Raw genomic sequence first — 25,862 nt, 5'->3', positions numbered from 1 at the left:
AATGATAGAAGTTGAACGAGAGGATTTCTTTGTTGAATCGATAAAAAATCCACTAGAGTACGGAACATACTATAAGATCAATCAGAAATATGGAATCGGATTTCAATGGACGAGTGAGGTTCACCACGATTTCGTCATTACAGTGACAGACATACGATTTAATCAGGAAACCATGGTTGGAGAACATATTGGGCCTGGATATGTACTTGCTCTCTATATTAGTGGCGCAGGAGATGAATTTTATCCGTATCAAAATGTTTCTCCGAATACATTGCGCTGTTATGAACCATCTGAAAAGTACAAAGCTATTTATCATCCTCAGATTCCATTAAGATGTATTACTGTGCAGTTTGACCAGGAATTTATTGATCAGTATCTCCAGGAAATTTCCGGTGATCTTGAAGTGAACTTTTCTGATTTCTTCAAAGAAAAAGGGAAATTCTATTTACCAAATGTCAATCGTGCTATGCAAAGCCTATATGAGTATCTGCTTTCCATGAAAGCGTCCAGAATTACAGTAGAAGCAAAAATATATGAAATCATCTCGATTCTTGCTTCTTATTTGAAAGAAAACAGACTAAATGAAGAGAATGCCCGATCCATCAACGAAACAGATTTACAGGCATTAGATGAACTAACGCATTACATGGATGAACATTACAGTTTTAATATTACATTACAGACGCTTTCCACCATTGCATGTATGAGTGAAAGCAAGATGAAAAAGCTATTTAAGTCAGTTTATAATATGTCCATTACCGAATACATTCAGAGGAAAAGGATCTCTGTAGCCGAGCACATGCTTATTCAGACCGACCTCACCATTGCGGAAATTTCAAGAATTGTTGGATACTCCAACCCCAGTAGATTGATTGAAATATTCAAAAGGTATTATGGATTTACCCCTTCAAAATACAGAGAATAAGAGAATAAAAGTATTATACTAATTTTATCTAACACTATAAAATGAAATCGCCGATGTAAGCGTTGCTCACTCACATCGGCGATTTCATTGTTTAATCCAGCGGCTTGTACTCGGTCACATTTTTCAGATATGCTTTCGGATCTCCGTTGAGAATCAGGTCGGCATAGGCAACGGGATCATTGTAAATCAGGTAGTCCAGTTCAGACTGCTGGAAACGGCTATTCGCAACTTCGTCCTCTACAGCGGTGCAATTAATGGAAATCATGCTGTCGTCAGAATATCTTAGTTCAACGCAGCCTGTGTCCATGTTAAATTCACAGGAAAGTAATGTTTTCATAATGCTATCCTCCAATATAGGCTCTGTTAACAAGAAAAACTCCCGCCTAATTCCTGTTAGGAATCAGACGGGAGTTTCGTATGCACCCGAAAACCGTCAGCTAACAGTTGATAAGTGATTTCGTTCCTTATCACTGTTAAGCCAAGGTCTGCCTGCTTTTTTATTTGTCTGCCGGTAAGACTTGCCGCCAGAGACGACAAGTGCCATAATAGGGCTGTACGGAAAGGATGCGGCAGCTCCCAAATGGGGAGATACCGCCAGTTTGCGCTAAAGGGGGAGCTGTACTGTGGAAAAAAGGCCGTTTATTTTAGACATAGACACCGGGACCGACGACGCTATGGCCATTATTGCGGCAGTCAAGGCTGCCGAGTTGGACCTGCGAGCCATTACCGTGACCCACGGCAACCAACCACTGCCCAACACACTGGAAAATACACTGCGGGTGGTGCAGTTTTTGGGGGCTGATGTGCCGGTCTTTGCCGGTTGCCCCGACCCGATGGTGCGCACCCTGACTGCCGGGCGGGAGATGAATGTGCGGCGACAGCCCTATGAGCAGGTGATCGACGGGCAGGTAGTCAACATGCACGAGGACTATCTGCCGCTGCCGCCGGCAAAAATCGCGCCCCAGCCGGAGCATGCGGTGGCGTTTTTGCTGCGCACCCTGCGGGTGGCCAGCACACCCATTACAGTGGTGGCGGTGGGGCCGCTGACGAACATCGCCATGGCTTTGCGTCTGGACCCGGGCATCGCTCGAAATATCCGTGAGCTCATCGTCATGGGAGGCGGTATACGGGCGGTAAACAGCACCAGCGACTCGGAATTCAACTTTTTTGCCGACCCGGAGGCGGCACAGATCGTGCTAAAAGCGGGGGCCAGGGTCACTATTTTGCCGCTGGACGCCACCACCTCGGCGCTGTTTGACCGGCGGGACGCCCAGTGCCTGCGGGATATCGGCACGCCGGAGGCCGAATTTTTTGGCCGCCTGATCGCCGACTTTATCGACCGCATGGCGCTGCTGGGCATCAGCAACACCAGCGACCCCGGTGACCACAGCGCCGCCATCCACGACGCGCTGTGCGTGCTGTATATGCTGGACCCCCGCATCGTCACCGACCTGCGGCGGGAGGCCTGTGATGTGGACTTTAGCGGCGGGTTCGCCGACGGGCAGCTGATCGTGGATACCCGCAGCTACATGCCCCGCGACGACGAGACCTACGTGGCCTACGGCATTGACAAGGGGCGGGTCATGCGACTGCTGTGCGATCTGTTGGGGCGCTGAGCGCCGGGACAGGCAAGGGGCGGGCATAATCGATATATTTAATATTTGTATTATTTTAAATTAAAAATACTTTTAGTTGTAATCACAAATGTGAACAAATTGTAAAAAGAGAGCCAAAAGAGGCGATAGTCGCCCGATCTGGCTCTCTTTTATGCTTTGGGGGAAAATTTACTCGATGATGCTCTTGCCGGTCATTTCGGCGGGCTGGGGCAGACCCAGGATCTTTAACATAGTGGGGGCGATGTCGGCCAGGCAGCCGCCCTGACGCAGTTTGACATCGCCGCAGCCGACCACCACGAACGGTACCGGGTTGGTGGTGTGGGCGGTGAAGGGCGAGCCGTCGGGCTCGTACATCTTGTCGGCGTTGCCGTGGTCGGCGGTGATGAGTACCGCGCCGCCTTTGGCCAGGATGGCATCGACCATTTTGCCCACGCCGTCATCGACGGCCTCGACAGCTTTGACGGCGGCGTCGAACACGCCGGTGTGGCCGACCATGTCGCAGTTGGCGTAGTTTAAGATGATGACGTCGTACTTGTCGGAGGCGATGCGGGCCAGCACCTCCTCGGTGACCTGGGGCTCGCTCATCTCGGGCTGCAGATCGTAGGTGGCGACTTTGGGGGAGGCGATGAGCGCGCGGTCCTCTCCCTCATAGGTCTTTTCGACGCCGCCGTTAAAGAAGAAGGTGACGTGGGCGTACTTCTCGGTCTCGGCAATGCGCAGCTGTTTGAGGCCATTTTTAGAGATGTACTCGCCAAAGGTGTTCTGCAGCGACTGGGGTTTAAAGGCCACCTGTACGCCGGGCATGGTGGCGTCGTACTGGGTCATGCAGACATAGTACAGCGGGAGCAGACCCTTTTGGCGGGCAAAGCCGTCGAAGTCGGGATCGACAAAGGTGCGGGTGATCTCGCGGGCGCGGTCGGGGCGGAAGTTAAAGAAGATGACCGAATCATTTGCCTGCATGCCGGCATAGCCGTCACAGACGGCGGGGACGACGAACTCGTCGGTTACATCATCCTGATAGGAGTCGGGCATGACCGACAGGGCGGTCTTCTGTACGCCTTCGCCGTCGGCGATGGCGCGGTAGGCCTTCTCGACCCGCTCCCAGCGGTTGTCGCGGTCCATGGCGTAGTAGCGGCCCATGATGGTGCCGATGCGGCCCACGCCGATCTCTTTTAATTTTTCATCCAGCTGCTTGACGAAGTCGGCGCCGGAGGAGGGGGGCACGTCGCGGCCGTCCATAAAGCAGTGGACGAACACATCTTTGACCCCTTTTTTCTTGGCCAGCTCGATGATGGCGTAGAGGTGCTGGTTGTGGCTGTGGACGCCGCCGTTAGACAGCAGGCCCATGACATGCAGGGCAGTGCCGTTTTGCAGGCAGTTGTCCATAGCGCCCAGCAGCGCTTCGTTTTTAAAGAAGTCGCCGTCGGCGATAGATTTGGTGATGCGGGTGAGCTCCTGATACACGATGCGGCCGGCGCCGATGTTGGTGTGGCCGACCTCGCTGTTGCCCATCTGGCCGTCGGGCAGGCCCACGTCCATACCCGAGGCACCGATATGTACCATGGGGTAATTATTCAAAATGCGGTCGAGATTGGGGGTGTTGGCGGCCTCGATGGCGTTGCCGTAATCGCTCTGGTTATAGCCAAAACCATCCATGATGATGAGGGCGAGAGGCTTTTTCATGGCGTTTCTCCTATCTGTGTGGTGACGGGCCCCCGCGCGGGGGCGGTGTGGTGAAAAAAGGGCCGTACCGACGAGAGATACAGCCCTTTTTTGCTATTTTACGGGTGCTGAGGGCGGCTGTAGGCGCCTATTGTTGCACCGCTTATTTTGAGGCGGCAGCGACGATCTGGGCGAAGGCGTCGGCCTTTAAGGATGCGCCGCCGATAAGGCCGCCGTCGACATCGGGCTGGGCCAGCAGCTCGTCGGCGTTGCCGGCGTTCATGGAACCGCCGTACTGGACCACCAGTTTGTCGGCGGCCTCTTTGCCGTAAAGGCTGGCCACGGTGGCGCGGATCACGCCGCAGACCTCGCCCGCCTGCTCGGCGGTGGCGGTCTTACCGGTGCCGATGGCCCACACCGGCTCGTAGGCGATGATGACGTTTTGCAGCTGCTCGGCGGTGACATCGAGCAGGGCGATCTTGGTCTGCAGGGCCACCAGTTCGGCGGTGACGCCCTGCTCGCGGTCCTCCAAGTGCTCGCCCACGCAGACGATGGGTTTTAAGCCGGCGGCCAGAGCTGCTTTGGTGCGCAGGTTGACGGTGACATCGGTCTCGCCGAAGTACTGGCGGCGCTCGGAGTGGCCCAGCACCACGTACTCGACGCCCATCTCGGCGAGCATGTCGGCCGAGACTTCGCCGGTGTAGGCGCCGGACTTCTCGAAGTGGCAGTTCTGGGCGCCGACTTTGATATCTGTGCCGGCGGTAGCGGCCAGAGCGGTCTCGAGGTCGGTAAATGGCACGCAGGTGATGACGGTGCAGGCGGCATCTTTGACTAGCGGGGCCAGATCGCTGAGCAGCGCCTTGGCGGCGGTGCGGTCGTTATTCATCTTCCAGTTGCCGGCGATGACCGGGGTGCGCAGATCTCTATTCATGGGGAAAATCCTTTCTGCCGGGACTGAGCGTGCCCGGCGGCAAAAAAGAGGGCTGCTCGCAGCTTGGCGGGAACGGCCCGGCCCACAGGCGGCAGCGCCCCTGGGGCCGGGGCCGCACCCACCCGCACACGCAGGCAGCCCTCTAACTTATTTTTTATAGCGCCGACAGCAGCACTGCCGTTGCCTGTATTTTAGGCGGTACGGGGCCAGAGGCCCGCCGCCGGGAAAGCAGTTTTTCTCTTAGCTGTTGGCGATGCAGGCGATACCCGGCAGCTCTTTGCCCTCCAGGTACTCCAGCGAGGCGCCGCCGCCGGTGGAGATGTGGGTCATCTTGTCGGCAAAGCCCAGCTGCATGACAGCAGCGGCAGAATCGCCGCCGCCGATGACGGTGGTGGCGTCGGTCTCGGCCAGCGCTTTGGCTACGGCCTTGGTGCCCGCGGCCAGTACCGGGTTCTCGAACACGCCCATGGGGCCGTTCCAGACAACGGTCTTGGCGGACTTGACCGCATCGGCAAACAGCTGCATGGTCTTGGGACCGATATCCAGGCCCATCTTGTCGGCCGGGATCTTGTCGGCATCGGACTCGACCAGCTCGACCGGGGCGTCGATGGGATCGGGGAAGGCGGGCAGCACGGCGGTGTCGACCGGCAGCAGCAGATCGACGCCTTTCTCCTCGGCCAGTTTCATCATGTTTTTGCAGTAGTCGATCTTCTCGCTGTCGACCAGAGAAGTGCCGGTCTCGTAGCCCTTGGCGGCCAGGAAGGTGTAGGCCATGCCGCCGCCGATGATGAGGGTGTCGACTTTGCTGAGCAGGTTCTCGATAACGGTGAGCTTATCGGCCACTTTGGCGCCGCCCAGGATAGCCACGAAGGGGCGTACCGGATCGTTGACGGCGTTGCCCAGGTACTCGATCTCTTTGCCCATGAGGTAGCCCACGGCGGTATCTTTGATGTAGTCGGTGACGCCGGCGGTGGAGCAGTGGGCGCGGTGAGCCGAGCCGAAAGCGTCGTTTACGTACACCTCGGCCAGGCTGGCCAGCTCCTCGCTGAAGGCGGGGATGTTTTTGGTCTCTTCTTTGCGGAAACGGGTGTTTTGCAGTAGCACCACGTCACCGTCTTTCATGGCGGCGACAGCGGCTTTGGCCTTTTCGCCCACCACATTGTCGTCGTCGGCAAAGACGACCGGCTGGCCCAGCAGCTCAGACAGGCGCACAGCGACAGGAGCCAGGCTGAATTTGGCCTCCGGCCCGTTTTTGGGTTTGCCCAGGTGGCTGCAGAGAATGACTTTGCCGCCGTCGGCGATGAGTTTTTTGATGGTGGGCAGTGCCGCCACGATGCGGTTGTCGTTGGTGATGACACCGTCTTTCAGCGGTACGTTAAAGTCTACCCGGACCAGTACGTGTTTGCCTTTTACCTGGATATCATCCACGGTCTTTTTGCCTAGAGTGCTCATGTCTGTACTCCTTTTCCTCGCTTTAAAAAATGTGTTTTATAAAACTAGGTATGTGCGCGCCGATGGCCGGTGCGCCGGGGCCTGTCCCCAAAGGAGAGGCAGGCTTTGGCCGCCAGTTGTTAAAAGTCTGGCAATCCTCAATCATTTTACACGATTTCCCTCTAGTTTTCAAGGCCAAACCGGCCTTGTGGCGGGCAAAATATGCGCGGGACGCCGTTTAAAACGGCGGTGGCGGCCCCGCTAACGGCGGCGGTGGCCCTTGACCATGACGCCGATGATCTGCGGGCCGGCATTGATGGCGATGCAGGCGCCGGCGCGGTACTCGCCCACCGGGGGATAGCCCAGCGCCTTTTGCATGGCCCCGGTGAGCTGGGCGCGGCGGTCGAAATAGCGGGCGCAGAGGGTGGCGTAGGGGCTGCGCTCACACATCTGTTTTTGGGCCCAGCCGGCCAGGGCGGGCACCACCTTGGCGTCGCCCCGGACCTTGTCGACCACCTCGACCCGGCCGTCCATGATGCGGATGATGGGCCGCAACCCCAAAATATCGCCCACAAAGGCGGCGGTACAGCTGACGCGGCCGGACTTTTTGACAAAGTCGAGCGAGTAGACCGAAAAGTAGATCTCGAGAGAGCCAAACCAATCGAGCAGGTAGTCGCGCACGGCGGCGTAGCCCACCCCTTTTTGCAGCATGCGGGCGGCCTCGGTCAGCGGGAAGCCGTAGCCCACCGAGTAGGTGCCCGAATCGATGATGTCGATATGCATTTGGCTCTGGGGGCGCTGCTGGGCAAACAGCTCTTTGGCGTGGTTGGCGGCCTGGATCATGTTGGAGCCCTGGGCGTTGATGGTGACGTGCAGCAGGTGGGTGTAGCCCTGCTCGTCGGCCTGCAGGTACTGCTGCAAAAACTGGTGGTAGTTGATGTGGCTGGTGGTGGGGATCTTTTTGCAGCGCTCTAAGATATCGTAGAACTCGTCGAGGGTGAAGTCGCCGTCGTGGTGGGGGGCCCCATCCACCTCGATGGGGATGGGCATCACCCGGATGCCCAGGTCGCGGGCCACATCCAGCGGGATGTCACAGGCCGAGTCGGTCAAAAGCAGTATCTTCTCCATGTGATGGCTCCTTTTTTTATCAGGTCGTGGGCTGATCCCAGTCGTACTGTGTGAGCCGGCCGGCCGACTGCAGGCGGGGGTAGCCCCACTGGCGCAGCACCTCGTACACGCCCACGGCGACGGTATTTGACAGGTTGAGGCTGCGGGCGGGGGCGAACATGGGCAGCCGCACACAGCTGGCCGGGTTTTTTACCAGCAGATCCTCGGGCAGGCCGGCATCTTCGCGGCCGAACACCAGGTGGCTGCCGTCGGGGTACTGCACGTCGGAGTGGACCCGGCGGCCCTTGGTGGTAAAGTAAAAATACGGGCCGCTGTTTTTTGCAAAAAAGTCACTGAGGCCGGTATAGGTGGTGATATCCAGCAGGTGCCAGTAGTCGAGCCCGGCGCGCTTGAGCTTTTTGTCGTCGATGGAAAAACCCAGCGGGCCCACCAGATGCAGCCGGGTGTTGGTGGCCGCACAGGTGCGGGCGATGTTGCCGGTATTTTGGGGGATCTGCGGCTCGACCAGCACGATGTTGAGTGTGGACATGGCACTTCCTTTCTGCCGGAGCTTGTCCCCCTATTTTACCAGGGTAAGCCGCCGGGCACGCGAATACAGTCTTATTTTCGGGGGTGGTCAGCGCTCTTTGCGGGCCTGCAGCCGGTCGAACACGCCGGCCTTTTTTAGGATGGGCCGCATGACGCCGAACAGCAGCAGCGACACCACCACCGCGATGAGGCCGTTGGTGAGCGATACCGAGAGCTTGGTGGCGGCCACGGTGAGCACCGTTTTAAACGGCTGCCGGTAAAACCACAGCCCCTCGGCGACGTTTTTGCCCACGTAGAGCACCACGTAGCTCAGCGAGCCCAGCACCGCCCCGGCGATGCGGCGGGGGCGGCTGTCGAGTTTTTTGTGGGCGATGGCCCCGCAGACGAAAGCCATGCAGAACTTAAAGGCAAAGGTGAACGGCGCGCCGGCGATGTAGGCGGGGTCGAACAGGTCAAAAAAGCCGGAGCCGAGGCCGGCAGCCAGACCGCCCTTGACCGGGCCCAGCACCAGGCCCGAGAGCAGGCACATCACGTTGCCCAGATGCAGCATGGTCTTACCCATGGGGGTGGGGATATCGATGCGCAAAAAGGTGGCCACAAAGCACATGGCGGCCATGAGTCCCACCAGCGTGATGCTGTAGACGGTATTGTTTTTCTCGCGGTTCACGAGACATCACTCCTCTTTTTTAGCGTGTATTTTTAGGCGGCGCAAAGCGCCGGAACGGGCGGGAGCTCTGCCGCTACAGCGGCGACACCCGCTGCTGCAGCTCTGGGGCAAACAGCCAGGGCAGCGCCTTTTCGAGCTGGACTCCCCAGCGGCGGTCGGTGCCCGCCTTTTGGGTGAGCGCGATGGCCCGCTCGACGAACTGGGCGGCAAAGCTGGCCGCCTGGGGCAGCGCGTCGCCGCCCAGCAGCCGCCCGGTGAGGGCGGAGGTGAAGATGTCGCCGGTGCCGGGGTAGCCCACCGGCAGGTACTCGGCCCGCACCCGGCTATACGCGCCGCCGCTGTACACCAGATTATAGCGCCCGTCGGGCATGTGACAGCCGGTGATGACGACCGACTTGCAGCCCAGGCCGGCCAGGCCCACCAGCCACCGGCGGGCGCCGGCGGCATCGAATACCCGGCGGCGGGTGTGGTCCTCGCCCAGTAAAATGGCGGCCTCGGTCTCGTTGGGGGTGATGACGTCGGCCTCGGCGATGAGCGGCCGCATTTGAGCCATGAGTTGGCCGGTACAGGTGCGGTAGGCCTTTTGATCGTCGCCCATGACCGGGTCGATGACCTTGAGCGCCTGCGGAAAGGCCTGACAGTATGCCCGGCAGGCCGAGACCTGACCGGCGCTGGAAAAAAAGCCGGAGTACACGGCGGTAAAGTCGAGGCCCAGCTGCCGGTAGTGCTGCAGCGTGGGCAGCAGCATGTCCGACAGGTCGCGCAGCACCGGATCGCCCAGGCCGCCGGTGTGGCTGGAGAGCACCGCGGTGGGCACCTGCACCACCTGCGCACCCATACAGGAGAGCACCGGCAGGATGACCGCCAGCGAGCAGCGCCCAAAGCCGGACAGGTCGTGCAGCGCCAGCACCCGCGGCGCGGCGGCGAGATCTTGTTGCTGTTGCAAGTGAAATGGCCCCCCTCCCAATAAATATGTGTGTGCGGGCGACTGCATCGGCAACCGCCCGCACGGCCGCCGCCAGCGACAGCCAGAAAGGGCCGACCGCACCCGGGCGGCAGCCCTGTTTTTCTGTTATTATAGCACAAAACGCCGTGTCAAAAAATCGATGTGCGTAAAAAACTGAAAAAAATCCCTGTTTGGCGCGGCGGTGTATTCGCGGCGCTGGCGGCCATACTAATACCGTAAACTGGAGTTTAAAGGAGGTGCACCCGATGAAGAGAACCGGCAGTGCAAAAAATGTGGCCATGGGTATGGCCATCGGCGCGGCGGCAGCCGCCGTGGGCGTGGGGCTGATGAACACCAACAAGCGCCAGCTGAAAAAGACCGCCAACAAGGCCATGAAGACCATGGGAAGCCTGGTAAACGACGTATCTTCGATGATGCGCTAGAATGCCAAAGGCCGGCCGCAGCGGCGGCAAAAAAAGGGGCGCAGTACAGCGCCCCTTTTTTTGTTATACATTTATTACCGGGGGCCGGGGCAGTGTTTGAGCATTACAGACATGCCGCATCCCTACATGACGATGCCGCCGTCGACGTGGAGGATGGTGCCGGTGGTAAAAGAGGCGTCGTCGGACGCCAAATACACATAGGCGCCGGCCAGCTCGTCGGGGGTGGCCATGCGGCCCAGCGGCGTGAGAGACTGAAGGGCGGCCAGCATGCGGTCGTCTACCGACTGGGCGACCATGTCGGTGCCCACCACCCCGGGGGCGACGGCGTTGACACGGATACCGTAGGGGCCGAGCTCTTTGGCGCAGGACTTGGTGAGACCGTTGACGCCGAATTTGGAAGAGGAGTAGGCCGTTTGCATTTTGCCGCCGTAGGTGCCGACCATAGAGCTGGTGTTGATGATGCTGCCGCCGCCCTGCCGTCTCATGATGCCGGCCACCGCCCGTATGCAGCGGAAGGGGCCGGAGAGGTTGATGCGCAGCACGGCGTCGAAGTCCTCGTCGGTCATATCGAAGATCTGCTTGGTGGAGGTGACGCCGGCGTTGTTGACCAGGATATCGACCCGGCCCCAGCGCTCCATTACGGCGGCGGCCATCGCTTCTACCTGGCTGCTGCTGGACACGTCGACCCCCAGCGGCAGCAGCTCCGCTTGCGGGTACTGGGCACACAGCTTTTGCGCCGCTTTTTTGGCCGACGCGGCCCGACTGCCGCAGAGGGCGACTTTGGCCCCTTCGCTTACAAAGGCGGCGGCGACGGCGTAGCCGATGCCCCGCGAGCCACCGGTGACGATGGCGACTTTATCCTGTAGTTTCATCAAAATCCCCCTGTTTATGGCGGCCACGGTGCGGCCGCCACATCGTTTTTTGCGCTCGTTATAGCCTACACCGGCAGGGGCGGCAATATGCACCGGCGCCGATACAGACCGCAGATGTACCACCGGCCGCCCGGAGAGGGCCGGGGAAAAAATAAGCTGTTTTTATTATATACCATTTTTGTGTAGTTTTGGCAACCACTTTTCCCTCGGCGGCAGGGGCGTGGGGAAAAGCCAAAAGAGAGCGCCCGGCCCGCATGAGCGGGCCGGGCGCTTATCGGGAAACAGATCGCAGTGGTCAGATCGCGCGGACGCGCACCACCCCGTCGATCGCAGCTATCTGCTGCAGGACCGGCTGGGGCACGGCGGCGTTGACGTCGATCATGGTGTAGGCGTACTCACCGCGGGATTTGTTGAGCAGGTTCTCGACGTTGAGGCCGGCGTCGCTGACGGCGGCGGCGATACTGCTGATCATGGCGGGGATATTTTGGTGGATGACACAGAGCCGGGCCGTACCGGAGCGCACCATCGTGGCGGCGGGCAGGTTGACCGAGTTTTTGATGTTGCCGTTTTCGAGGTAGTCGCGCAGCTCCTCGACGGCCATGACCGCACAGTTATCCTCGCTCTCGGGGGTGGAGGCCCCCAGGTGGGGGATGGCCACTACACCGGGGTGGCCCAGCAGGCAATCCTGCGGGAAATCGGTCACGTAGCAGCCCAGGTGGCCGCTGTCCAGCGCCGAGAGCACCGCCTGGCTGTCGACCAGCTCACCGCGGGCAAAGTTTAAGATGCGGGCCCCCGGCTTCATGCTGGCGATGACCTGCGCGTCGATCATGGCGGCGGTGTCTTTGGTGTAGGGCACGTGCAGGGTGATGTAGTCGCAGGTGGTGTAGATCTCGGCCAGGTCTTTGGCGTGGATGATGGCCCGCGACATCTTCCAGGCGGCGTCGACCGACATGTAGGGGTCGTAGCCCATGACCTCCATGCCCAGGTGGCGGGCGGTGTTGGCCACCCGGATGCCGATGGCACCCAGGCCGATGACCCCCAGCCGCTTGCCGGCGAGCTCGGGCCCGACAAACTGTTTTTTCCCCTTTTCGACCAGTTTGCCCACCTCGTCGCCGCGGCCCTTAAGGGTCTGCACCCACTGCAGGGCGGCCGGGACCTTGCGGGAGGAGAGCAGCAGGCCGCAGAGGACCATCTCTTTGACGCCGCCGGCGTTGGCGCCGGGGGTGTTGAACACCACGATGCCGTGCTGGCTGCAGGTGTCGACGGGGATGTTGTTGACCCCGGCGCCGGCCCGGCCGATGGCCAGCAGGCTGTCTTCGAGGTCATAGGTGTGCATATCGGCCGAGCGCACCAGGACGGCATCGGGCGCCGGCACGTCGGCGGCGACGGTGTAGCGGTCGGCCGGCAGGCGGCCGGTTCCCACCTCGCTGATGGGGTTGAGCGTTTTTATGTGAAACAAAGCAGTTCCTCCTTTAAGCGGCGGCCCAGCGGCCGCCGGGATGGACCCACCCTAGCGGTGGGCGGCCTCGAACCTGGCCATGAAGTCGACCAGCGCCTGCACGCCTTTTACCGGCATGGCATTGTAGATGGAGGCGCGCATGCCACCCACAGTGCGGTGGCCCTTTAAGTTGACCAGCCCCTGGGCGGTGGCCTCTTTGACGAACTGGGCGTCGAGATCTTTGTCGCCGGTGACGAACGGCACGTTCATCAGCGAGCGGCACTCACCCTGCACGGTGGCCGAGAACAGCTTGCTTTCGTCGAGATAATCGTAGAGCAGGGCCGCCTTTTGGGCGTTTATCTTTTGGATCTGCTCGATGCCGCCCATCTCGTTATTGAGCCAGTCCAGCACCAGCTTGCAGATGTAGATGGCATAGGTGGGCGGGGTGTTATACATGGAGCCGGCATCGGCGTGGGTCTTGTAATCGAGCATGATGGGGGTGATGTCGCGGGCGTGGCCGATGAGGTCTTTGCGGATGATGACCACGGTGAGGCCGGCGGGGCCCATGTTCTTTTGGGCGCCGGCGTAGATGAGGCCAAATTTAGAGACATCGATCGGCTCGGACAGGATGCTGGAGGACATATCGGCCACCAGCGGCACGCTGCCGCAGCTGGGCAGGGTGGGGAAGCGGGTGCCGTAAATGGTGTTGTTGTAGCAGATGTGCAGGTAGTCGGCCTGTGGATCGAGCTTTTGCGCGTCGATCTGGGGTATATAAGAAAAGACCCCGTCTTCAGACGAGGCTACGACGTTGCACCGGCCGTATTTGGCCGCCTGCTGATAGGCCTTTTTGGCCCACTGGCCGGTGAGCACAAAATCCGCCCGGCCAGAACCGTTCATGAGATTGAGCGGTATCATGGCAAACTGGGTGGACGCGCCCCCCTGCAAAAACAGCACTTCGTAGTCCTCGGGTATATGGAGCGTATCGACCAGTGACTGACGACAACTGTCGATGATCGCCTGATAATCTGATGAGCGGTGGGACATCTCCATTACAGACTGGCCTGATGAGCCGTACTCCATCATTTCCGAAGCGGCTTTTTGCAGGACCCATTCGGGCAGTACCGACGGGCCGGCGCTAAAATTGTATACTCTTGCCATTTTTGTCCCTCCCGATAAAAATTTTCTTCCCTGGCGGGTGCGCTGACGGCCTGGACGGGCCGCGCCGGCTGGGGCCGGGCACTGGCAATGTGCCGGCACCGGCGGAAGTTGTAACCTATTCTAGGCCAAGCGGGGCCGTTCGTCAAGCGCAGCGGGTAAGACGGTGTCGACAGCTATGTGCACCAGTGACGAAAAACTGTTTTTGTGTCAAACACAGTTTTCTTTTTTGTGCGCAGGGCAAAAAAAGTGGCGGCCCGGCGTTGTTGAAGATACCAAAATCCTCGCCAAATAGTCGTGTAGTTTTGGCGGCCCGGCAGGGGGCGCAGGTGGGGCAGGTGGGGCAGAGGAGCAGGAGGCCAGCCGGGAGCTGCCGGCTGAGCGGTGGGCTGCCACTTGGGACGCCGGAGAGACCGCGCGGGTGGAGCCGGGAGCCGGGGGATAAAAAGAGCGGGCGGCGCACCCGCTTTAAAACAGGTGTGCCGCCCGCGGATAGGACCGCTCTGACCGGTGGGGCGCTACTGGTAGACGACCTTGAAATCCTCGAACACGACCGGCATATCCCAGGAGAAAGTATAGCCCTCGGCCCGGCCGTCCTCGGTAAAAAAGCGGATGTGGCCCTGCCGCCAGGACTCCAGATCGTCGTCCTCCCCTTCGCGGCGGCAGATATCGAAGGTGATGTCGCGAAACGGCAGAATGGTGACGGCGGTGGTCTCGACGATGCAGCGGGGCGTGCCGGCCCAATCGGTGATGACCGAGCAGTCGCCGACCTCTGGCAGCGGCAGCTGATGGGCAGTAAAGAAGTGCGCGCTGGAGGAGGTGGCCCTTTTTTGGCCTGCCAGCACCAGCTGCAGCAGCTTGCTGGCCCACTTTTCGCTGTTGTCGAAGTGATAGCAGTCGCAGTAGCGCAGGTCGGCCGGGCGGCCGGTCTGCTGTAAAAAGCCGCGCCAGTAGGCGTCGATGATCTCTTTCTGTTGCTGTTGCATATGCTTACCCCCGCTATGAGCGGATAGGGGCGGTGTTCTGCCCGGTGAATAGGGGCGGGGCATGAGAGCCAGCGTTAGCGCTAGAGCTCGCGCTCGCCGGAAAATGCCCAGCGGCCGGCACCGCCGCCGAACAGGTAACCGCAAAAAGCGCACTTGGCGGCGGTCTCGCTCTCCATAGGGGCGCCGCATTGGGGGCAGTTGCCCTGAGAGGAGACCGGGCCGGTGTGGTCGGTATAATCGCAGCTGTATTTGACCTGCCGGATGCTGGGGCCCTGCGGGCCGGCGGTGCGGTACTGGGCCGACAGCTGGAAGGTGATGGTTTTTTTAAGGCGCTCGCGCCGGTAGGCACTGATGGCGCACTGATGTACCTGCACCCCATCTTTGCCGGACAAGAAACGACCCGTTAGATGGGCGGCCGCGGCGGCGAGCGCAGCATCGACATCGAAGCCGGGGAAGTCTTTTTGGATCTGGGGCAGGTAGAGGGCGGTGCAGTTGGACACCGAGCGGGGGCCGACCTCCTCGGGCTGAACGGCGGTGGCGGCACTGCCGGCCAGGTGCACCACCGCCCGGTAGACCCCGCCGGCAAACGAGCGCTGCAGACGGCGCACCGCCCAGTATATACCCGCCGATACGGCGGCGATGACCGCTATCACCAGCAGCGGCCCCATCAGCTGTTTCATGGTCGCATCCTCCTCTTGGCCCCTGCGCGCGGGGGCGGGCTGTATGGCCCGATTGTACCACGGATGGCGGCGGCAGGGCAAGCAGATCGGGCCCGGGCGGCAAAAAATGGGCAGAGCGGCGAAAAAACGGGCTCTTTTCGCTGCAATATGGAGAAAAGAAGGAACGGCGGCCAGCTGTCCTTTTCCCCCGCGGAGTTTTGTGCTACAGTACCGGTAAGGCATTGTTTTAGGAGGAGAGGGGCGAGGTAGTGGACTTTTGGCTGCTGTTGCTGGCCGGGTGTTTTTTGTCGCTGATGCAGAGCCTAAACGGCGAACTGAGCGGGTACCTGGGCATATTTGAAGTGACGTTTATCGTACACAGCATCGGGGCGGTGCTGCTGATCTTGTACTTAAAGCTGGTGAAGCGGCAGAAGATACGGCTGCGGGGCATCCCCCCCTACCTGTACGCCGCCGGCTTTTTGGGGGTGGCGCTGGTGAGCACCAACGCCTACTGTACGCCGCGCATCGGCGTGGCCACGGCGGTGGCGCTGTCGGTGACCGGACAGATGGTACTGTCGGCTATCATCGACCATTTTGGCCTGCTGGGCATGAAAAAGACCGCCTTTAAGCCGCGGCGGCTGCCGGCCTTTTGCCTGATGGCGGCCGGGCTGGTGCTGCTGGTGTGCTTTTGAGCGGGAGAGGGGCGTGAGCGAAGATGATACTGGCTTACTTTTTGGCACTGGCGGGCGGCTGCATCGGCATTTTGTCGAAGCTGGTAAATGTGCAGGTGGCCCAGCGGCTGGGGACCGAGAACGGCACCCTGATCAACTACCTGATCGCCAGCGCTTTGGCGCTGGTGCTGGCGCTGTGTACCGGGGCCACGGCGCTGTTTTCGCCCGCGGTGCTGGGCAGTGTGCCGCCGGTGTACTACCTGGGCGGGGTATTTGGGTTGCTGTCGCTTTTGCTGACGGTGGTATCGATGCCCAAGGTGCCGGTGATCTCGTCTACGGTGCTGATGCTGGCCGGCCAGCTGGGCACCGGGCTGCTCATCGACTGGCTGCTGCTGGGTAAATTTTCGCTGCCGCGCACGGCGGGTATTTTACTGGTGGCGGCCGGGCTGGTGCTGGACAAATTTTTGGCGCGGCCCGACGGCACCGAGACAGAGGGCCAGCCGGACACAGAACAAGCTGAGGTGACGGCTGTAGAGCGGTGACGACCGGTATGCGCAGAGGCAAAGATAGCGCCAAACCGGGCCTGACCGTCTGGGCGGATACGTCGCACGGGGCATGCGCACACTGCATACTGTACACTGCAAATATAAAAATAAGAGAAGGCAGGTCGTCGATGGCGACCTGCCTTCTTTTGGATCTCTGATATAAGGGCCGTGCTGACGGTGGGGCTGGGCTCCGAGAGCCGTTCTTGCACTTTTCGCACTGCCCGTCTAGGCGCAGTACGCTACCGTCTAAAGTCGGCTAAAATGGGCGGTTGTGCGAAAAGCCTACACCGTAAAGCGATCAGGCCGCGAGGGGCTGGGCCCCGAGAGCCGTTCTTGCGCTTTTCGCACTGCCCGTCTAGGCGCAGTACCTAACCGTCTAAAGTCGGCTAAAATGGGCGGTTGTGCGAAAAGCCTACACCGTAAAACGATCAGGCCGCAAGAACGGCGCCGCCGCCAAGCGGCGCGAGGGGCTGCGCCCCGAGATCCGTCCTTGTACTTTTCGCACTACTGATCTAGGCGCAGTATCTACCCGTTTAAAGCTAACTAAGATGGGTTGTTGTGCGAAAAGCCTACATCTTGACCGCGGTATCGAGTGCCAGCGTGATCATGGTGTTGAGACTGGTCTCGCGCTCCTGGGCGGTGAGCTCCTCGCCGGGGACACCATCGGTGACCGACAGCATCATCAGCGCGCGGCAGCCCTCGCGGGCGGCGCAGGTGTAGAGGGCGGCGCCCTCCATCTCGACGGCCATGATGCCGTACTCTTTCCAGTTGGCGGCTTTGGGGTCGGGGTAGGAATAGAAGGCGTCGGAGGACAGGACGTTGCCCACGCGGATGCTGATGCCGTCTTCTTTGGCGGCGTTATAGGCGGTGCGCAGCAGCTCGAAATCGGCCACCGGGCAGTAGGAGCCGGGGAAGATGAGGTTGTTCATCTGGCTGTCGGTGGAGGTGCCCATGGCCAGCACCACGTCACGCAGGTGCATGCCGTCTGCCAAGCCGCCGCAGGTGCCGATGCGGATGAGATTTTTGACCCCGAACTCGCGCATGAGCTCGGTGGCGTAGATGGAGATAGAGGGCATACCCATGCCGGTGCCCATGACCGAGACTTTTTTGCCTTTGTAGGTGCCGGTGAAACCGAGCATGCCCCGGACCTCGTTAAAGCAGACGGGGTCCTCTAAGAAATTCTCGGCGATATATTTTGCCCGCAGCGGATCGCCGGGCAACAGGATGCTCTCGGCGATATCGCCGGGCTTTGCACCAATATGTACACTCATAACCGGTATCCTCCTTTACTAAAACTCGATGGCGGTATCCAGCGCGATCTGGATCATGTTGTTGAGGCCCTGCTCCTTCTCTTCGTACGAGAGGATGGTATCGATGTAGGGGCCGTCGCTGACCGACAGCATGGTCAGCGCGCGGGCGCCGTAACGGGCGGCGATGGTGTACAGGGCAGCGCCTTCCATCTCGCCGGCGATAACGCCGTACTGGGTCCAGACTTTGTCTTTTTCGGATTTGTCGCGGTAGAACGAGTCGATGGAGTTGATGAGGCCGGTCTTGACCGGGATGTTTCTCTCGCCGGCGATCTCGTAGGCGCGATTGAGCAGCTCGAAATCGGCGATGGGGGCGTACTCACCCGGGAAGATGCGGCGGTTCATGCCGCTGGTGGTGCAGGCGCCGGTGCCCAGCACGACGTCGAGCAGCTTCATGTCGGGCTGCAGGCCGCCGCAGGTGCCGATGCGGATCATGGTCTTGGTGCCGTAGTCGCGGGCCAGCTCGGTGAAGTAGATGGAGACCTGGGGCATGCCCATGCCGGTACCCATGACAGTGACGTCTTTTCCCTTATATTTGCCGGTGTAGGCGTAGGCGCCGCGTACTTTGTTGACGCACTCAGCGCCCTCTAAAAATTTCTCGGCGATGTATTTTGCACGCATGGGGTCGCCGGGCAGCAGGATGCGGCTGGCGATCTGACCTTCTTTGGCTCCGATATGAAAGCTCATGTGTAGTTCCTCCTTAAAATCACGTAGGTGGGGGCAGGCCCCTCTTTATACGACCGGCGGAGCGCTCCGCACGGACCTTTACAATAAATATGATCGGCGGCAGATCAGCCCTGGAAGTTGACCGCGGTATCGAGTGCCAGCGTGATCATGGTGTTGAGGCTGGTCTGGCGCTCCTCGGAGGTGAGTTTCTCCTCGCCGGGGACGCCGTCGGTGACCGAGACCATCATCAGCGCGCGGCAGCCCTCGCGGGCGGCGCAGGTGTAGAGGGCAGCACCTTCCATCTCGCCGACCAGCACGCCGTACTCCTTCCAGTTTTTACCCTTGGGATCGTCGTAGCCGTAGAAGGCGTCGCCGGACATGGCGTTGCCCACCCGCACGTTGATACCGGTCTCTTTGGCGGTTTTATAGGCGGTGCGCAGCAGCTGGAAATCGGCGACCGGGCAGTAGGAGCCGGGGAAGATGAGGTTGTTCATCTGGCTGTCGGTGCAGCAGCCCATGGCCAGCACCACATCGCGCAGGTGCAGATCGTCGGCGATGGTGCCGCAGGTGCCGATGCGGATGAGGTTTTTGACCCCGAACTCGCGCATGAGCTCGGTGGCGTAGATGGAGATGGACGGCATGCCCATGCCGGTGCCCATAGCCGAAACTTTTTTGCCTTTGTAGGTGCCGGTGAAGCCGAGCATGCCCCGGACCTCGTTAAAGCAGACGGCGTCCTCTAAGAAATTCTCGGCGATGTATTTGGCCCGCAGCGGGTCGCCGGGCAGCAGGATGCTCTCGGCGATATCGCCGGGTTTTGCGCCAATATGTACGCTCATTGTGTGTCCTCCTTTTATGTGTGACTGTGTTTACGGGACGTTGTTGGGGCCGCCGCTAAAAGGCGACAGCGGTGTCCAGAGCGATCTGGACCATGGTATCGAGGCTCTGCTCTTTTTGCTCGGCGGTGAGCTCGTCGCTGGAATAGTGGCTGTCGCAGACGCTGAGCATGGTCAGCGCGCGGGCGCCGTAGCGGGCGGCCACCGTGTAGAGGGCGGCGCCCTCCATCTCGCCGGCGACTACGCCGTAGCGCTGCCACACGTCGCTCTTATCGCCGTAGAAGGCGTCGAGCGAATTGATGAGGCCGGGCCGCACGGGAATATTTTTTTGGCCGGCGATCTCGTAGGCGGTGTTTAACAGCTCGAAATCGGCGATGGGGGCGAACTCGCCCGGGAAGATGCGGCGGTTCATGCCGCTCATGGTGCAGGCGCCGGTAGCCAGCACGATGTCCATCAATTTCATGTCGGGCTGCCAGGCGCCGCAGGTGCCGATACGCACCATCGTTTTGGTGCCGTAGTCGCGGGCCAGCTCGGTAAAATAGATGGTGGCCTGGGGCATGCCCATGCCGGTGCCCATGACGGTGATGTCTTTGCCCTGATAGGTGCCGGTATAGGCGTAGGCACCCCGGACTTTATTGACGCAGACGGCGCCGGTGAGGTACTGCTGGGCAATGTATTTGGCCCGCAGCGGGTCGCCGGGCAGCAAGATGCGGCTGGCTATCTGGCCCTGCTGCGCCCCAATGTGAAAGCTCATGGATCGTCCTCCTTTTTTCGGTGCGTGAGACTGCCTGCGGGCCACCGGGCACACAGCGCCCCAGGACCGGGCATATCTTGTCCACAATTGTACAGCATTCGGGGTCTTTTGTTAAGGGTGGCTTTGTAAATTTTCTCGAAACAGGCCGGTTTTGTGTATTCCGCTCAACAAATCGAGAAAAACTAGGCAATTTCACAGTATGTCCCGCAGAAAACCGTAAACATTTACAACTGTTTTTGCGCGGCCGCGCTGTGTTACAATAGAGATGGAAACTTTTAGTGGCCTGTGCCACGCAGAAAGGTGTGTACTGTGATGCAATATGATTTTAACAGCTGCCCCAGCCGCTATGGCACCAACTCTACCAAGTGGGACGGGATGGCCGGCGGCTTTGGCGCCGAGTGCAAGTACCCGCTGTGGATCGCCGATATGGATTTCGTGTCGCCGCCGGAAGTGGTGAAGGCGCTGCAGGAGCGGGTGGCCCACGGTGTGTTTGGCTACTCGATCACCCCGGACAGCTACTTAGAGGCCATTGTGGAGTGGGAGAAGACGCGGCACAACTTTGCCATTGAAAAGGACTGGATCCTGTTTTCGCCCGGGGTGGTGCCGGGGGTGTATTGGTCGGTGAACCTGTTCACCCAGCCCGGCGACAAGGTGATGGTGCTGACCCCGGTGTACAACCCGTTTTTTGCGGCCATTAAAAACCAGGGGCGCACGCTGGTAGAGTGCCCGCTGCAGCGGGATGAGCGCGGCCACTACGGGGTGGACCTGGACCTGTTTGCCAGGACCATCAGGGAAAACGACGTGAAGGTGTTTATCCTCTGCTCGCCCCACAACCCGGTGGGCCGGGTGTGGACCAAGGCGGAGATAGACAGCATGGTGGACATCTGTGTGGAAAACGGGGTGCTGATCGTATCTGACGAGATCCACCAGGATATCGTGTTCGAGGGGTACGAGCACCTGCCCACCGCCTCGACCAGCCAGAAGGCGCTGGAGAACACCATCACCATAACCGCCGCCACCAAGACCTTTAACCTGGCGGGGCTGCAGAACTCCATCCTCATCGTACCTGACAAGGTACGGCGGGGGAAGATACAGAAAAACGCCAGCGAGCAGCTGGACATCATGGGCGGCAACCTGTTGGGCTACGTGGCGGTGGAGGCCGCGTACCGCCACGGCGGCCAGTGGCTGGACGAGCTGATCGCCGTGATCGAGCAGAACTACCGGCTGCTGTGCGACTACATCGCCAAGATGCCCAAACTCAACGTGACCCCCATGGAGGCCACCTACTTGGCCTGGGTGGACATGAACGGGCTGGGCCTTGACGACGACGAGCTGGACGCATTCCTGAAAAAAGAGTGCCTGATAGCGGCCAACATGGGCCGGGTGTACGGGCCCAACGGCAAAGGCTTTGTGCGCTTTAACATCGGCTGCCAGCGCGATATGCTGACCGAGGCGCTGGAGAGCCTGCTGGCGGCGTACAACAAAAGATTTGCCTGAAGAGCGCTTTGAAAAGAGTTTATCTGTTTTAAATCAGTATAGTGCCCGAGCGGGCAAAAAGTGGGCGATGTTTGGCGACGGCTCGTCCCTTTTTGGGCGCGGTGGGCGACCGACATATGTGAAGTAATTGTAAATTTGTGAGATCTGGAGGTAATTATAATGGAAATCAAACCTGTATTCACTGAAAATGCACCCGCCCCTATCGGCCCCTACGTGCAGGCCAAGATGGCCGGGGACACCCTGTACATCTCGGGGCAGCTGGGCATCGATATGAAAAGCGGTGAGCTGGCCGACGGTGTAGAGGCCCAGGCGGAGTGTGCGATGGAGAACCTGGCGGCTATTTTGAAGTGCCAGGACCTCGGTTTTGACAACGTGGTAAAGACCACCATCTTTTTGGCCGACATGGGCGACTTTGCCGCGGTCAACGCGGTGTACGCCAAATATTTTGGCGAGGGGAAATACCCCGCCCGCTCCTGCATTCAGGTGGCGGCGCTGCCGAAGGGCGGCCTGGTAGAGGTCGAGGCGGTGGCGGTGCGCTAGCATCTGCACAAAATTTGGGGGGCGGCACCTTTGCCGCTGCCCCGTGCGCGAGAGCGGGCTTTTGCCGGTGGCGGCGAAGCCTGCTCTTTTTTGCATAGACGGCGGTAGCCGCCACCGGCAACGACCTGTTTTGAGGGGTAGAGCGGTAGAGGAGAGCGCGGTGCCGGCAGCTGCGGGCAGAGCATTCTGGAGGGCTCACGACCGCACCCGCATACGAACATGCGCATACAAGAATACGTGCATACGCGAACACACGAGTGCATGATCACGTGAGCACACGAGCACATGAGCACATGAGCACATGGACGGGCTTTGGCCATACATACCGCAGCGGCAGAAAAAGGAGCGGCCAGACCTTTTTGAGGGCGACGGAGATAGGCCGTTTACCAGAGAGGGGACAGTTATGAAAAAGTGGGCTGTGGCGATCACTTTGATGTTGGCGGCGGCGCTCGCTGGTTGCGGTGAAGAGCGGCCCCGACCCGCAGTGCACAGTGATGTGGACCGCATTGTAGTGGTGGCCGGTGAGACGGCGGAGGTGCCGGGGCTGATAGAGGCCCCAGATGCCCCGGACGGTTGGGAACTGGTGTGGGAGGTGGGGTGTACAGATATCGCCACTGCCGACCAAGACCGCAAAACGGTGACCGGCGTCACAGCCGGAGAGACCAACCTGCTGGTGCTGCTGAAAGACCAGCGGGGAGAGACGCAGGCCCGCAGCGACATCAGCGTGGTGGTGGCGGCGGATACGGCTGCGGCTGCGGTTGCAGGGCCCGATGCGCCCCGCCCCCATGACGGTGTGTTTTCTGAGGGGGAGATCGCCTCGATCACCGCTGGGGCGCTGCATTACGGGCAGGCGCTGGGCATGGCGCCGGACCGGTGGATGACGGTAAAAGACGACCGCCACACCGAGCCGCTGCGGCTGGCGGACTATCCGACTGCGGGCGCCGAGGCAGTGGTGGAGCTGCTGCGCGGGGATATTCGCCAGCTGTACGACCAGGGCTACAAAAAATTTTTTGTGATCGCCCAGCGCGACGAGGCCTTATCTGCCGATTGGCTGCTCTACGTGACCTACAGCAAATAAGCGACGGGGCCGGGCAGGCCAGCTGTGCCTGCCGTATCCGCTGCGCCTGCAGTGGATACGGCAGGGGGCGGCGGACAGATGATCGGCCCATACCGGGCGGCGATGCCAACGCCACTCAAGAGGAGGGAAGTACAGTGCGTAAACTGACAGCTATTTTATTGGGGGCCGCGATCTTGTTCACGGGCGCGGCACCGGTGCGCGCCGGTGGGACGGCGGTGCAGCGCACACCACCGGCTGCAGCGACCGCCTACCTGACCGATAGAGACGGCAACACACAGCGGATAGCCGGCCAGCTGGTGGAGGGGCCGACCGGCGGCGGGCAGGCTGGCGAACAGACCTACGCCTTTTTGTTAGAGCTGCGCGGCCCCGGTGAAGCGAGCTCGACCCAGAGCTTTGAGGACGACTACGGCGCCTCCCGGGTCTACCTGCACCTGACTTATAAAAACACCGGTTCCTCTTACCTGCTGACGTCGGTATCGGGCTATTATGAGCTGCAGGACAGCGGTGTGGAGGTGACCAGCACCGCCCTGCGCTACGCCTGCGCCGGCACCGATACAGTGCAGACCGGCGTACAGCGGCCCAGCGGCGCCTTTTGCTACGCCACTGCCTTTACCGAGGCGGTGGCCGGCCAGGGGTATGTGGGGGCGACCTGGACGCTCAACTACTATACAGACCCCGAGCACCACTGGTCGTACACCTGTGAGATGCGCCTTTTAGACACGATGTCGCCCCCGTGGTGACTGTATGAGCGCAGACCATAAAAACAAGCGGGCAGCTCACAGAGAGCTGCCCGCTTGTTTTTATGGTGCGCGCCGCGCACCGGTAAAGGGCTGTTTTTTATGCCGGCAGAGCGCGCCCCAGCCGGTATGCAGGACGCCGAGACCGGACTATTTTAACCGCTGCAGCTGGGTGTAGAACTTGAGCAGGGCGGCTTGGGTCTTGCCGTCGGGGATGGCGCCGTCGAGCACCTCCTGCACCGCCTGATCGAGCTCAATCTGCTCGATCTCTAAAAACTCGTCGGGATCGAGATCCTGGTCGCCAAACTGCAGCTGCTGGGCCAGGTATAGGTGGATGACCTCGTCGCAGTAGCCGGGGGTGGGGTAGAAAAGCCCCAGGTCGGTGAGGCTGCCGGCAGTGACGCCCAGCTCCTCGCGCAGCTCGCGGCGGGCGGCGGGGAGCGGGTCCTCCCCCTTTTCGAGTTTGCCGGCGGGCAGCTCGCGCACCACTTCGCGATAGGGATAGCGGAACTGATTGACCAGATAGACGTACCTGCCGTCGTAGGGGAGGATGCACACGCCGCCGAGATGGTGCACGACTTCGCGCCCGGCGGTGCGGCCGCCGGGCAGCTCGACCCGGTCGTCGCAGACGGTGATGATGCGGCCCTCGAACACGGTATTTTGCTGGATACATTTTTCAAACAGATCCAAAGGGGATGCCTCCTGTCGATATGGCTGACGCCCCGCCGCGGGCCGGGCCGGTATTCTACCGCCGGGACCGGCGCATATACTGTGGCGAGGTGAGAGTATGACCGATGTGTTTTATACAGACTATCCACAGTATACCACAATACTGGCCCGCTGCGCCAGGCTGGGACTGCACGCCGGCCGCCCCAGGGTGTTCTCGTTTGGGCAGAGCGTGCTGGGGCGGGAGCTGTTATGCGTGGGGATCGGCAACCTGGAGGACGCCACGTTGGTGGTGGGCGGAGTACACGCGCTGGAGATGCTGGGAGTGCTGAGCTGTTTTCGCTTTTGCGAGCAAGTGCTGGACGCCGCCGCGGCGGGGGAGGAGCTGTACGACACCGACATGGCCCAGGCGCTTGACCACCGCGGGCTGCTGGTGGTGCCCTGCCTGAACCCCGACGGGCTGGAGCTGGTGGTAAACGGCATTGGCACCGCCGGGCCGTTTGCCCCCTTTGTGTACAGCCACTGCGGCGGCGCGCCGGCGGACATGGGCGACCTGTCGCGCTGGCAGGCCAACGCCCACGGAGTGGACCTGAACCACAACTTTGACGCCGGATTTTTTATTGCCCAGCGGCAGTCGCGCTTTGCCGGAGTACACCGGCCCGGGCCCACCAAATTTGGCGGACCTTACCCCCACAGCGAGCCGGAGACGGCGGCCATTGTGGCGCTGTGTGAGCAGTACCGGCCGCGGCAGGTGGTGGCGCTGCACAGCCAGGGGGAGGAGATCTACTACCAGTACGGGCCCCACACCCCCCAGTACAGCCACCTGGTGGCGCGGATGCTGGCGGCGGTGAGCGGCTACGAGCTGGCGGTACAGGGCGGCACGGCCAGCCACGCGGGGCTGAAGGACTGGTTTATTCTGCACTACGGCAAGCCCGGTTACACGCTGGAGATCGGGCGGGGACAAAACCCGCTGCCCATCAGCGATTTTTACCCGGTATATGAAAAAGTGGGGCCGATGCTGGCGGTGCTGACCATCGCCTGAGCAGAGCGCGGCGTAAATTTGCAGTTTGTTCGCAATTGTGTGGTTTCGCCCCCTGTAAAATATGCTATAATACTATAAGGAACGCGCGGGCCGGCCGGTCTGCGCCTCATGAGCAGGAAAAAAGGTATTTTTACATATA

The 25,862-nt window shown here is 60.5% G+C and carries 28 protein-coding genes; 10 read left to right on the top strand and 18 right to left on the bottom strand.

Annotated features, from left to right (window positions below):
* Nucleotide 1 precedes the first annotated feature (1 nt).
* On the top strand, nucleotides 2–925 hold the full coding sequence (locus C6Y32_RS09605) for a helix-turn-helix transcriptional regulator (protein ID WP_009321748.1): 924 nt from the start codon (nucleotides 2–4) through the stop codon (nucleotides 923–925).
* Nucleotides 926–1,016: 91 nt separating this feature from the next.
* Here C6Y32_RS09605 and C6Y32_RS09600 read toward each other — a convergent pair whose 3' ends face one another.
* On the bottom strand, nucleotides 1,017–1,262 hold the full coding sequence (locus tag C6Y32_RS09600) for a DUF6061 family protein (protein WP_009321749.1): 246 nt from the start codon (nucleotides 1,260–1,262) through the stop codon (nucleotides 1,017–1,019).
* Between the two features lie 286 nt (nucleotides 1,263–1,548).
* On the opposite strand from C6Y32_RS09600, the gene C6Y32_RS09595 reads away from it, so the two are divergent.
* Complete coding sequence (locus C6Y32_RS09595) at nucleotides 1,549–2,541, top strand: nucleoside hydrolase (protein ID WP_105205052.1); 993 nt, start codon at nucleotides 1,549–1,551, stop codon at nucleotides 2,539–2,541.
* A gap of 168 nt (nucleotides 2,542–2,709) precedes the next feature.
* On the opposite strand, the gene gpmI is transcribed toward C6Y32_RS09595, so the two are convergent.
* The 7 genes from gpmI to C6Y32_RS09560 all read right to left on the bottom strand — a co-directional run bounded on the left by gpmI (nucleotide 2,710) and on the right by C6Y32_RS09560 (nucleotide 9,834).
* On the bottom strand, nucleotides 2,710–4,224 hold the full coding sequence (gene gpmI / locus C6Y32_RS09590) for a 2,3-bisphosphoglycerate-independent phosphoglycerate mutase (protein ID WP_105205051.1): 1,515 nt from the start codon (nucleotides 4,222–4,224) through the stop codon (nucleotides 2,710–2,712).
* 142 nt (nucleotides 4,225–4,366) lie between these two features.
* The gene (gene tpiA / locus C6Y32_RS09585; protein WP_105205050.1) at nucleotides 4,367–5,134 is read right to left on the bottom strand and encodes a triose-phosphate isomerase; all 768 of its coding nucleotides are present in this window, start codon (nucleotides 5,132–5,134) and stop codon (nucleotides 4,367–4,369) included.
* A gap of 240 nt (nucleotides 5,135–5,374) precedes the next feature.
* The gene (locus C6Y32_RS09580; RefSeq protein ID WP_105205049.1) at nucleotides 5,375–6,586 is read right to left on the bottom strand and encodes a phosphoglycerate kinase; all 1,212 of its coding nucleotides are present in this window, start codon (nucleotides 6,584–6,586) and stop codon (nucleotides 5,375–5,377) included.
* Nucleotides 6,587–6,826: 240 nt separating this feature from the next.
* Nucleotides 6,827–7,693 carry a DegV family protein gene (locus C6Y32_RS09575; RefSeq protein ID WP_105205048.1) on the bottom strand — a complete coding sequence of 289 codons (867 nt, stop codon included), beginning with the start codon at nucleotides 7,691–7,693 and terminating at the stop codon, nucleotides 6,827–6,829.
* Between the two features lie 19 nt (nucleotides 7,694–7,712).
* Nucleotides 7,713–8,222, bottom strand: a complete 510-nt coding sequence (locus tag C6Y32_RS09570) for a tRNA (cytidine(34)-2'-O)-methyltransferase (RefSeq protein ID WP_105205047.1) — start codon at nucleotides 8,220–8,222, stop codon at nucleotides 7,713–7,715.
* Between the two features lie 87 nt (nucleotides 8,223–8,309).
* The gene (locus C6Y32_RS09565) at nucleotides 8,310–8,888 is read right to left on the bottom strand and encodes an ECF transporter S component (protein WP_243562678.1); all 579 of its coding nucleotides are present in this window, start codon (nucleotides 8,886–8,888) and stop codon (nucleotides 8,310–8,312) included.
* 73 nt (nucleotides 8,889–8,961) lie between these two features.
* Nucleotides 8,962–9,834, bottom strand: coding sequence for a pyridoxamine kinase (locus C6Y32_RS09560; protein WP_243562670.1), 873 nt, complete (start codon nucleotides 9,832–9,834; stop codon nucleotides 8,962–8,964).
* Nucleotides 9,835–10,100: 266 nt separating this feature from the next.
* Between C6Y32_RS09560 and C6Y32_RS15385 the strand changes: the two genes are divergently transcribed.
* Nucleotides 10,101–10,277 carry a hypothetical protein gene (locus tag C6Y32_RS15385; RefSeq protein ID WP_164998205.1) on the top strand — a complete coding sequence of 59 codons (177 nt, stop codon included), beginning with the start codon at nucleotides 10,101–10,103 and terminating at the stop codon, nucleotides 10,275–10,277.
* A gap of 122 nt (nucleotides 10,278–10,399) precedes the next feature.
* Here C6Y32_RS15385 and C6Y32_RS09555 read toward each other — a convergent pair whose 3' ends face one another.
* The 5 genes from C6Y32_RS09555 to C6Y32_RS09535 all read right to left on the bottom strand — a co-directional run bounded on the left by C6Y32_RS09555 (nucleotide 10,400) and on the right by C6Y32_RS09535 (nucleotide 15,408).
* Nucleotides 10,400–11,149: an SDR family NAD(P)-dependent oxidoreductase gene (locus C6Y32_RS09555; protein WP_105205045.1), complete on the bottom strand. Its 750-nt coding sequence runs from the start codon at nucleotides 11,147–11,149 to the stop codon at nucleotides 10,400–10,402.
* 295 nt (nucleotides 11,150–11,444) lie between these two features.
* Nucleotides 11,445–12,608, bottom strand: a complete 1,164-nt coding sequence (locus C6Y32_RS09550; RefSeq protein WP_105205044.1) for a phosphoglycerate dehydrogenase — start codon at nucleotides 12,606–12,608, stop codon at nucleotides 11,445–11,447.
* 51 nt (nucleotides 12,609–12,659) lie between these two features.
* Nucleotides 12,660–13,745 carry a 3-phosphoserine/phosphohydroxythreonine transaminase gene (gene serC, locus C6Y32_RS09545; protein WP_105205043.1) on the bottom strand — a complete coding sequence of 362 codons (1,086 nt, stop codon included), beginning with the start codon at nucleotides 13,743–13,745 and terminating at the stop codon, nucleotides 12,660–12,662.
* A 515-nt stretch (nucleotides 13,746–14,260) separates the two neighbouring features.
* Nucleotides 14,261–14,728 carry an ASCH domain-containing protein gene (locus C6Y32_RS09540; RefSeq protein ID WP_105205042.1) on the bottom strand — a complete coding sequence of 156 codons (468 nt, stop codon included), beginning with the start codon at nucleotides 14,726–14,728 and terminating at the stop codon, nucleotides 14,261–14,263.
* An 80-nt stretch (nucleotides 14,729–14,808) separates the two neighbouring features.
* Nucleotides 14,809–15,408: a hypothetical protein gene (locus C6Y32_RS09535; protein ID WP_105205041.1), complete on the bottom strand. Its 600-nt coding sequence runs from the start codon at nucleotides 15,406–15,408 to the stop codon at nucleotides 14,809–14,811.
* A gap of 248 nt (nucleotides 15,409–15,656) precedes the next feature.
* Between C6Y32_RS09535 and C6Y32_RS09530 the strand changes: the two genes are divergently transcribed.
* Nucleotides 15,657–16,079: a DMT family transporter gene (locus C6Y32_RS09530; protein WP_105205040.1), complete on the top strand. Its 423-nt coding sequence runs from the start codon at nucleotides 15,657–15,659 to the stop codon at nucleotides 16,077–16,079.
* Between the two features lie 23 nt (nucleotides 16,080–16,102).
* Nucleotides 16,103–16,600, top strand: a complete 498-nt coding sequence (locus tag C6Y32_RS09525; RefSeq protein WP_105205039.1) for a DMT family transporter — start codon at nucleotides 16,103–16,105, stop codon at nucleotides 16,598–16,600.
* Nucleotides 16,601–17,172: 572 nt separating this feature from the next.
* On the opposite strand, the gene deoD (C6Y32_RS09520) is transcribed toward C6Y32_RS09525, so the two are convergent.
* The 4 genes from deoD (C6Y32_RS09520) to deoD (C6Y32_RS09505) form a co-directional block, all read right to left on the bottom strand.
* Nucleotides 17,173–17,874 (bottom strand): purine-nucleoside phosphorylase, encoded by a 702-nt coding sequence (gene deoD, locus C6Y32_RS09520; protein ID WP_105205038.1) that lies wholly within the window; start codon nucleotides 17,872–17,874, stop codon nucleotides 17,173–17,175.
* An 18-nt stretch (nucleotides 17,875–17,892) separates the two neighbouring features.
* The gene (deoD, locus tag C6Y32_RS09515) at nucleotides 17,893–18,597 is read right to left on the bottom strand and encodes a purine-nucleoside phosphorylase (RefSeq protein ID WP_105205037.1); all 705 of its coding nucleotides are present in this window, start codon (nucleotides 18,595–18,597) and stop codon (nucleotides 17,893–17,895) included.
* Between the two features lie 104 nt (nucleotides 18,598–18,701).
* Entirely contained in the window at nucleotides 18,702–19,412 is a 711-nt protein-coding gene (gene deoD / locus C6Y32_RS09510) for a purine-nucleoside phosphorylase (protein ID WP_105205036.1), read from the bottom strand.
* Between the two features lie 55 nt (nucleotides 19,413–19,467).
* A complete protein-coding gene (gene deoD / locus C6Y32_RS09505) occupies nucleotides 19,468–20,163 on the bottom strand; it encodes a purine-nucleoside phosphorylase (RefSeq protein WP_105205035.1) in 696 nt (231 codons plus the stop codon).
* A gap of 312 nt (nucleotides 20,164–20,475) precedes the next feature.
* Here deoD (C6Y32_RS09505) and C6Y32_RS09500 point away from each other — a divergent pair, with 312 nt between their 5' ends.
* The 4 genes from C6Y32_RS09500 to C6Y32_RS09485 all read left to right on the top strand — a co-directional run bounded on the left by C6Y32_RS09500 (nucleotide 20,476) and on the right by C6Y32_RS09485 (nucleotide 24,018).
* Entirely contained in the window at nucleotides 20,476–21,660 is a 1,185-nt protein-coding gene (locus C6Y32_RS09500; RefSeq protein ID WP_105205034.1) for a MalY/PatB family protein, read from the top strand.
* A gap of 159 nt (nucleotides 21,661–21,819) precedes the next feature.
* Nucleotides 21,820–22,200 carry a RidA family protein gene (locus tag C6Y32_RS09495; protein WP_105205033.1) on the top strand — a complete coding sequence of 127 codons (381 nt, stop codon included), beginning with the start codon at nucleotides 21,820–21,822 and terminating at the stop codon, nucleotides 22,198–22,200.
* 403 nt (nucleotides 22,201–22,603) lie between these two features.
* A complete protein-coding gene (locus C6Y32_RS09490; RefSeq protein WP_105205032.1) occupies nucleotides 22,604–23,278 on the top strand; it encodes a hypothetical protein in 675 nt (224 codons plus the stop codon).
* A gap of 134 nt (nucleotides 23,279–23,412) precedes the next feature.
* Nucleotides 23,413–24,018, top strand: coding sequence for a hypothetical protein (locus C6Y32_RS09485; protein ID WP_105205031.1), 606 nt, complete (start codon nucleotides 23,413–23,415; stop codon nucleotides 24,016–24,018).
* A gap of 147 nt (nucleotides 24,019–24,165) precedes the next feature.
* Here the strand turns inward: C6Y32_RS09485 and C6Y32_RS09480 are convergent, their stop codons facing one another.
* Complete coding sequence (locus C6Y32_RS09480; RefSeq protein WP_105205030.1) at nucleotides 24,166–24,705, bottom strand: NUDIX domain-containing protein; 540 nt, start codon at nucleotides 24,703–24,705, stop codon at nucleotides 24,166–24,168.
* Nucleotides 24,706–24,802: 97 nt separating this feature from the next.
* On the opposite strand from C6Y32_RS09480, the gene C6Y32_RS09475 reads away from it, so the two are divergent.
* Nucleotides 24,803–25,723, top strand: a complete 921-nt coding sequence (locus C6Y32_RS09475; protein ID WP_105205029.1) for a M14 family zinc carboxypeptidase — start codon at nucleotides 24,803–24,805, stop codon at nucleotides 25,721–25,723.
* Nucleotides 25,724–25,862 lie beyond the last annotated feature (139 nt).

It is taken from the genome of Neobittarella massiliensis (ex Bilen et al. 2018) (assembly GCF_900289145.1).
GTDB lineage: Bacteria > Bacillota > Clostridia > Oscillospirales > Ruminococcaceae > Neobittarella > Neobittarella massiliensis.
The sequence above is the reverse complement of the archived record's forward strand: the minus strand, read 5'-3'. Positions and strand labels throughout refer to the sequence as shown.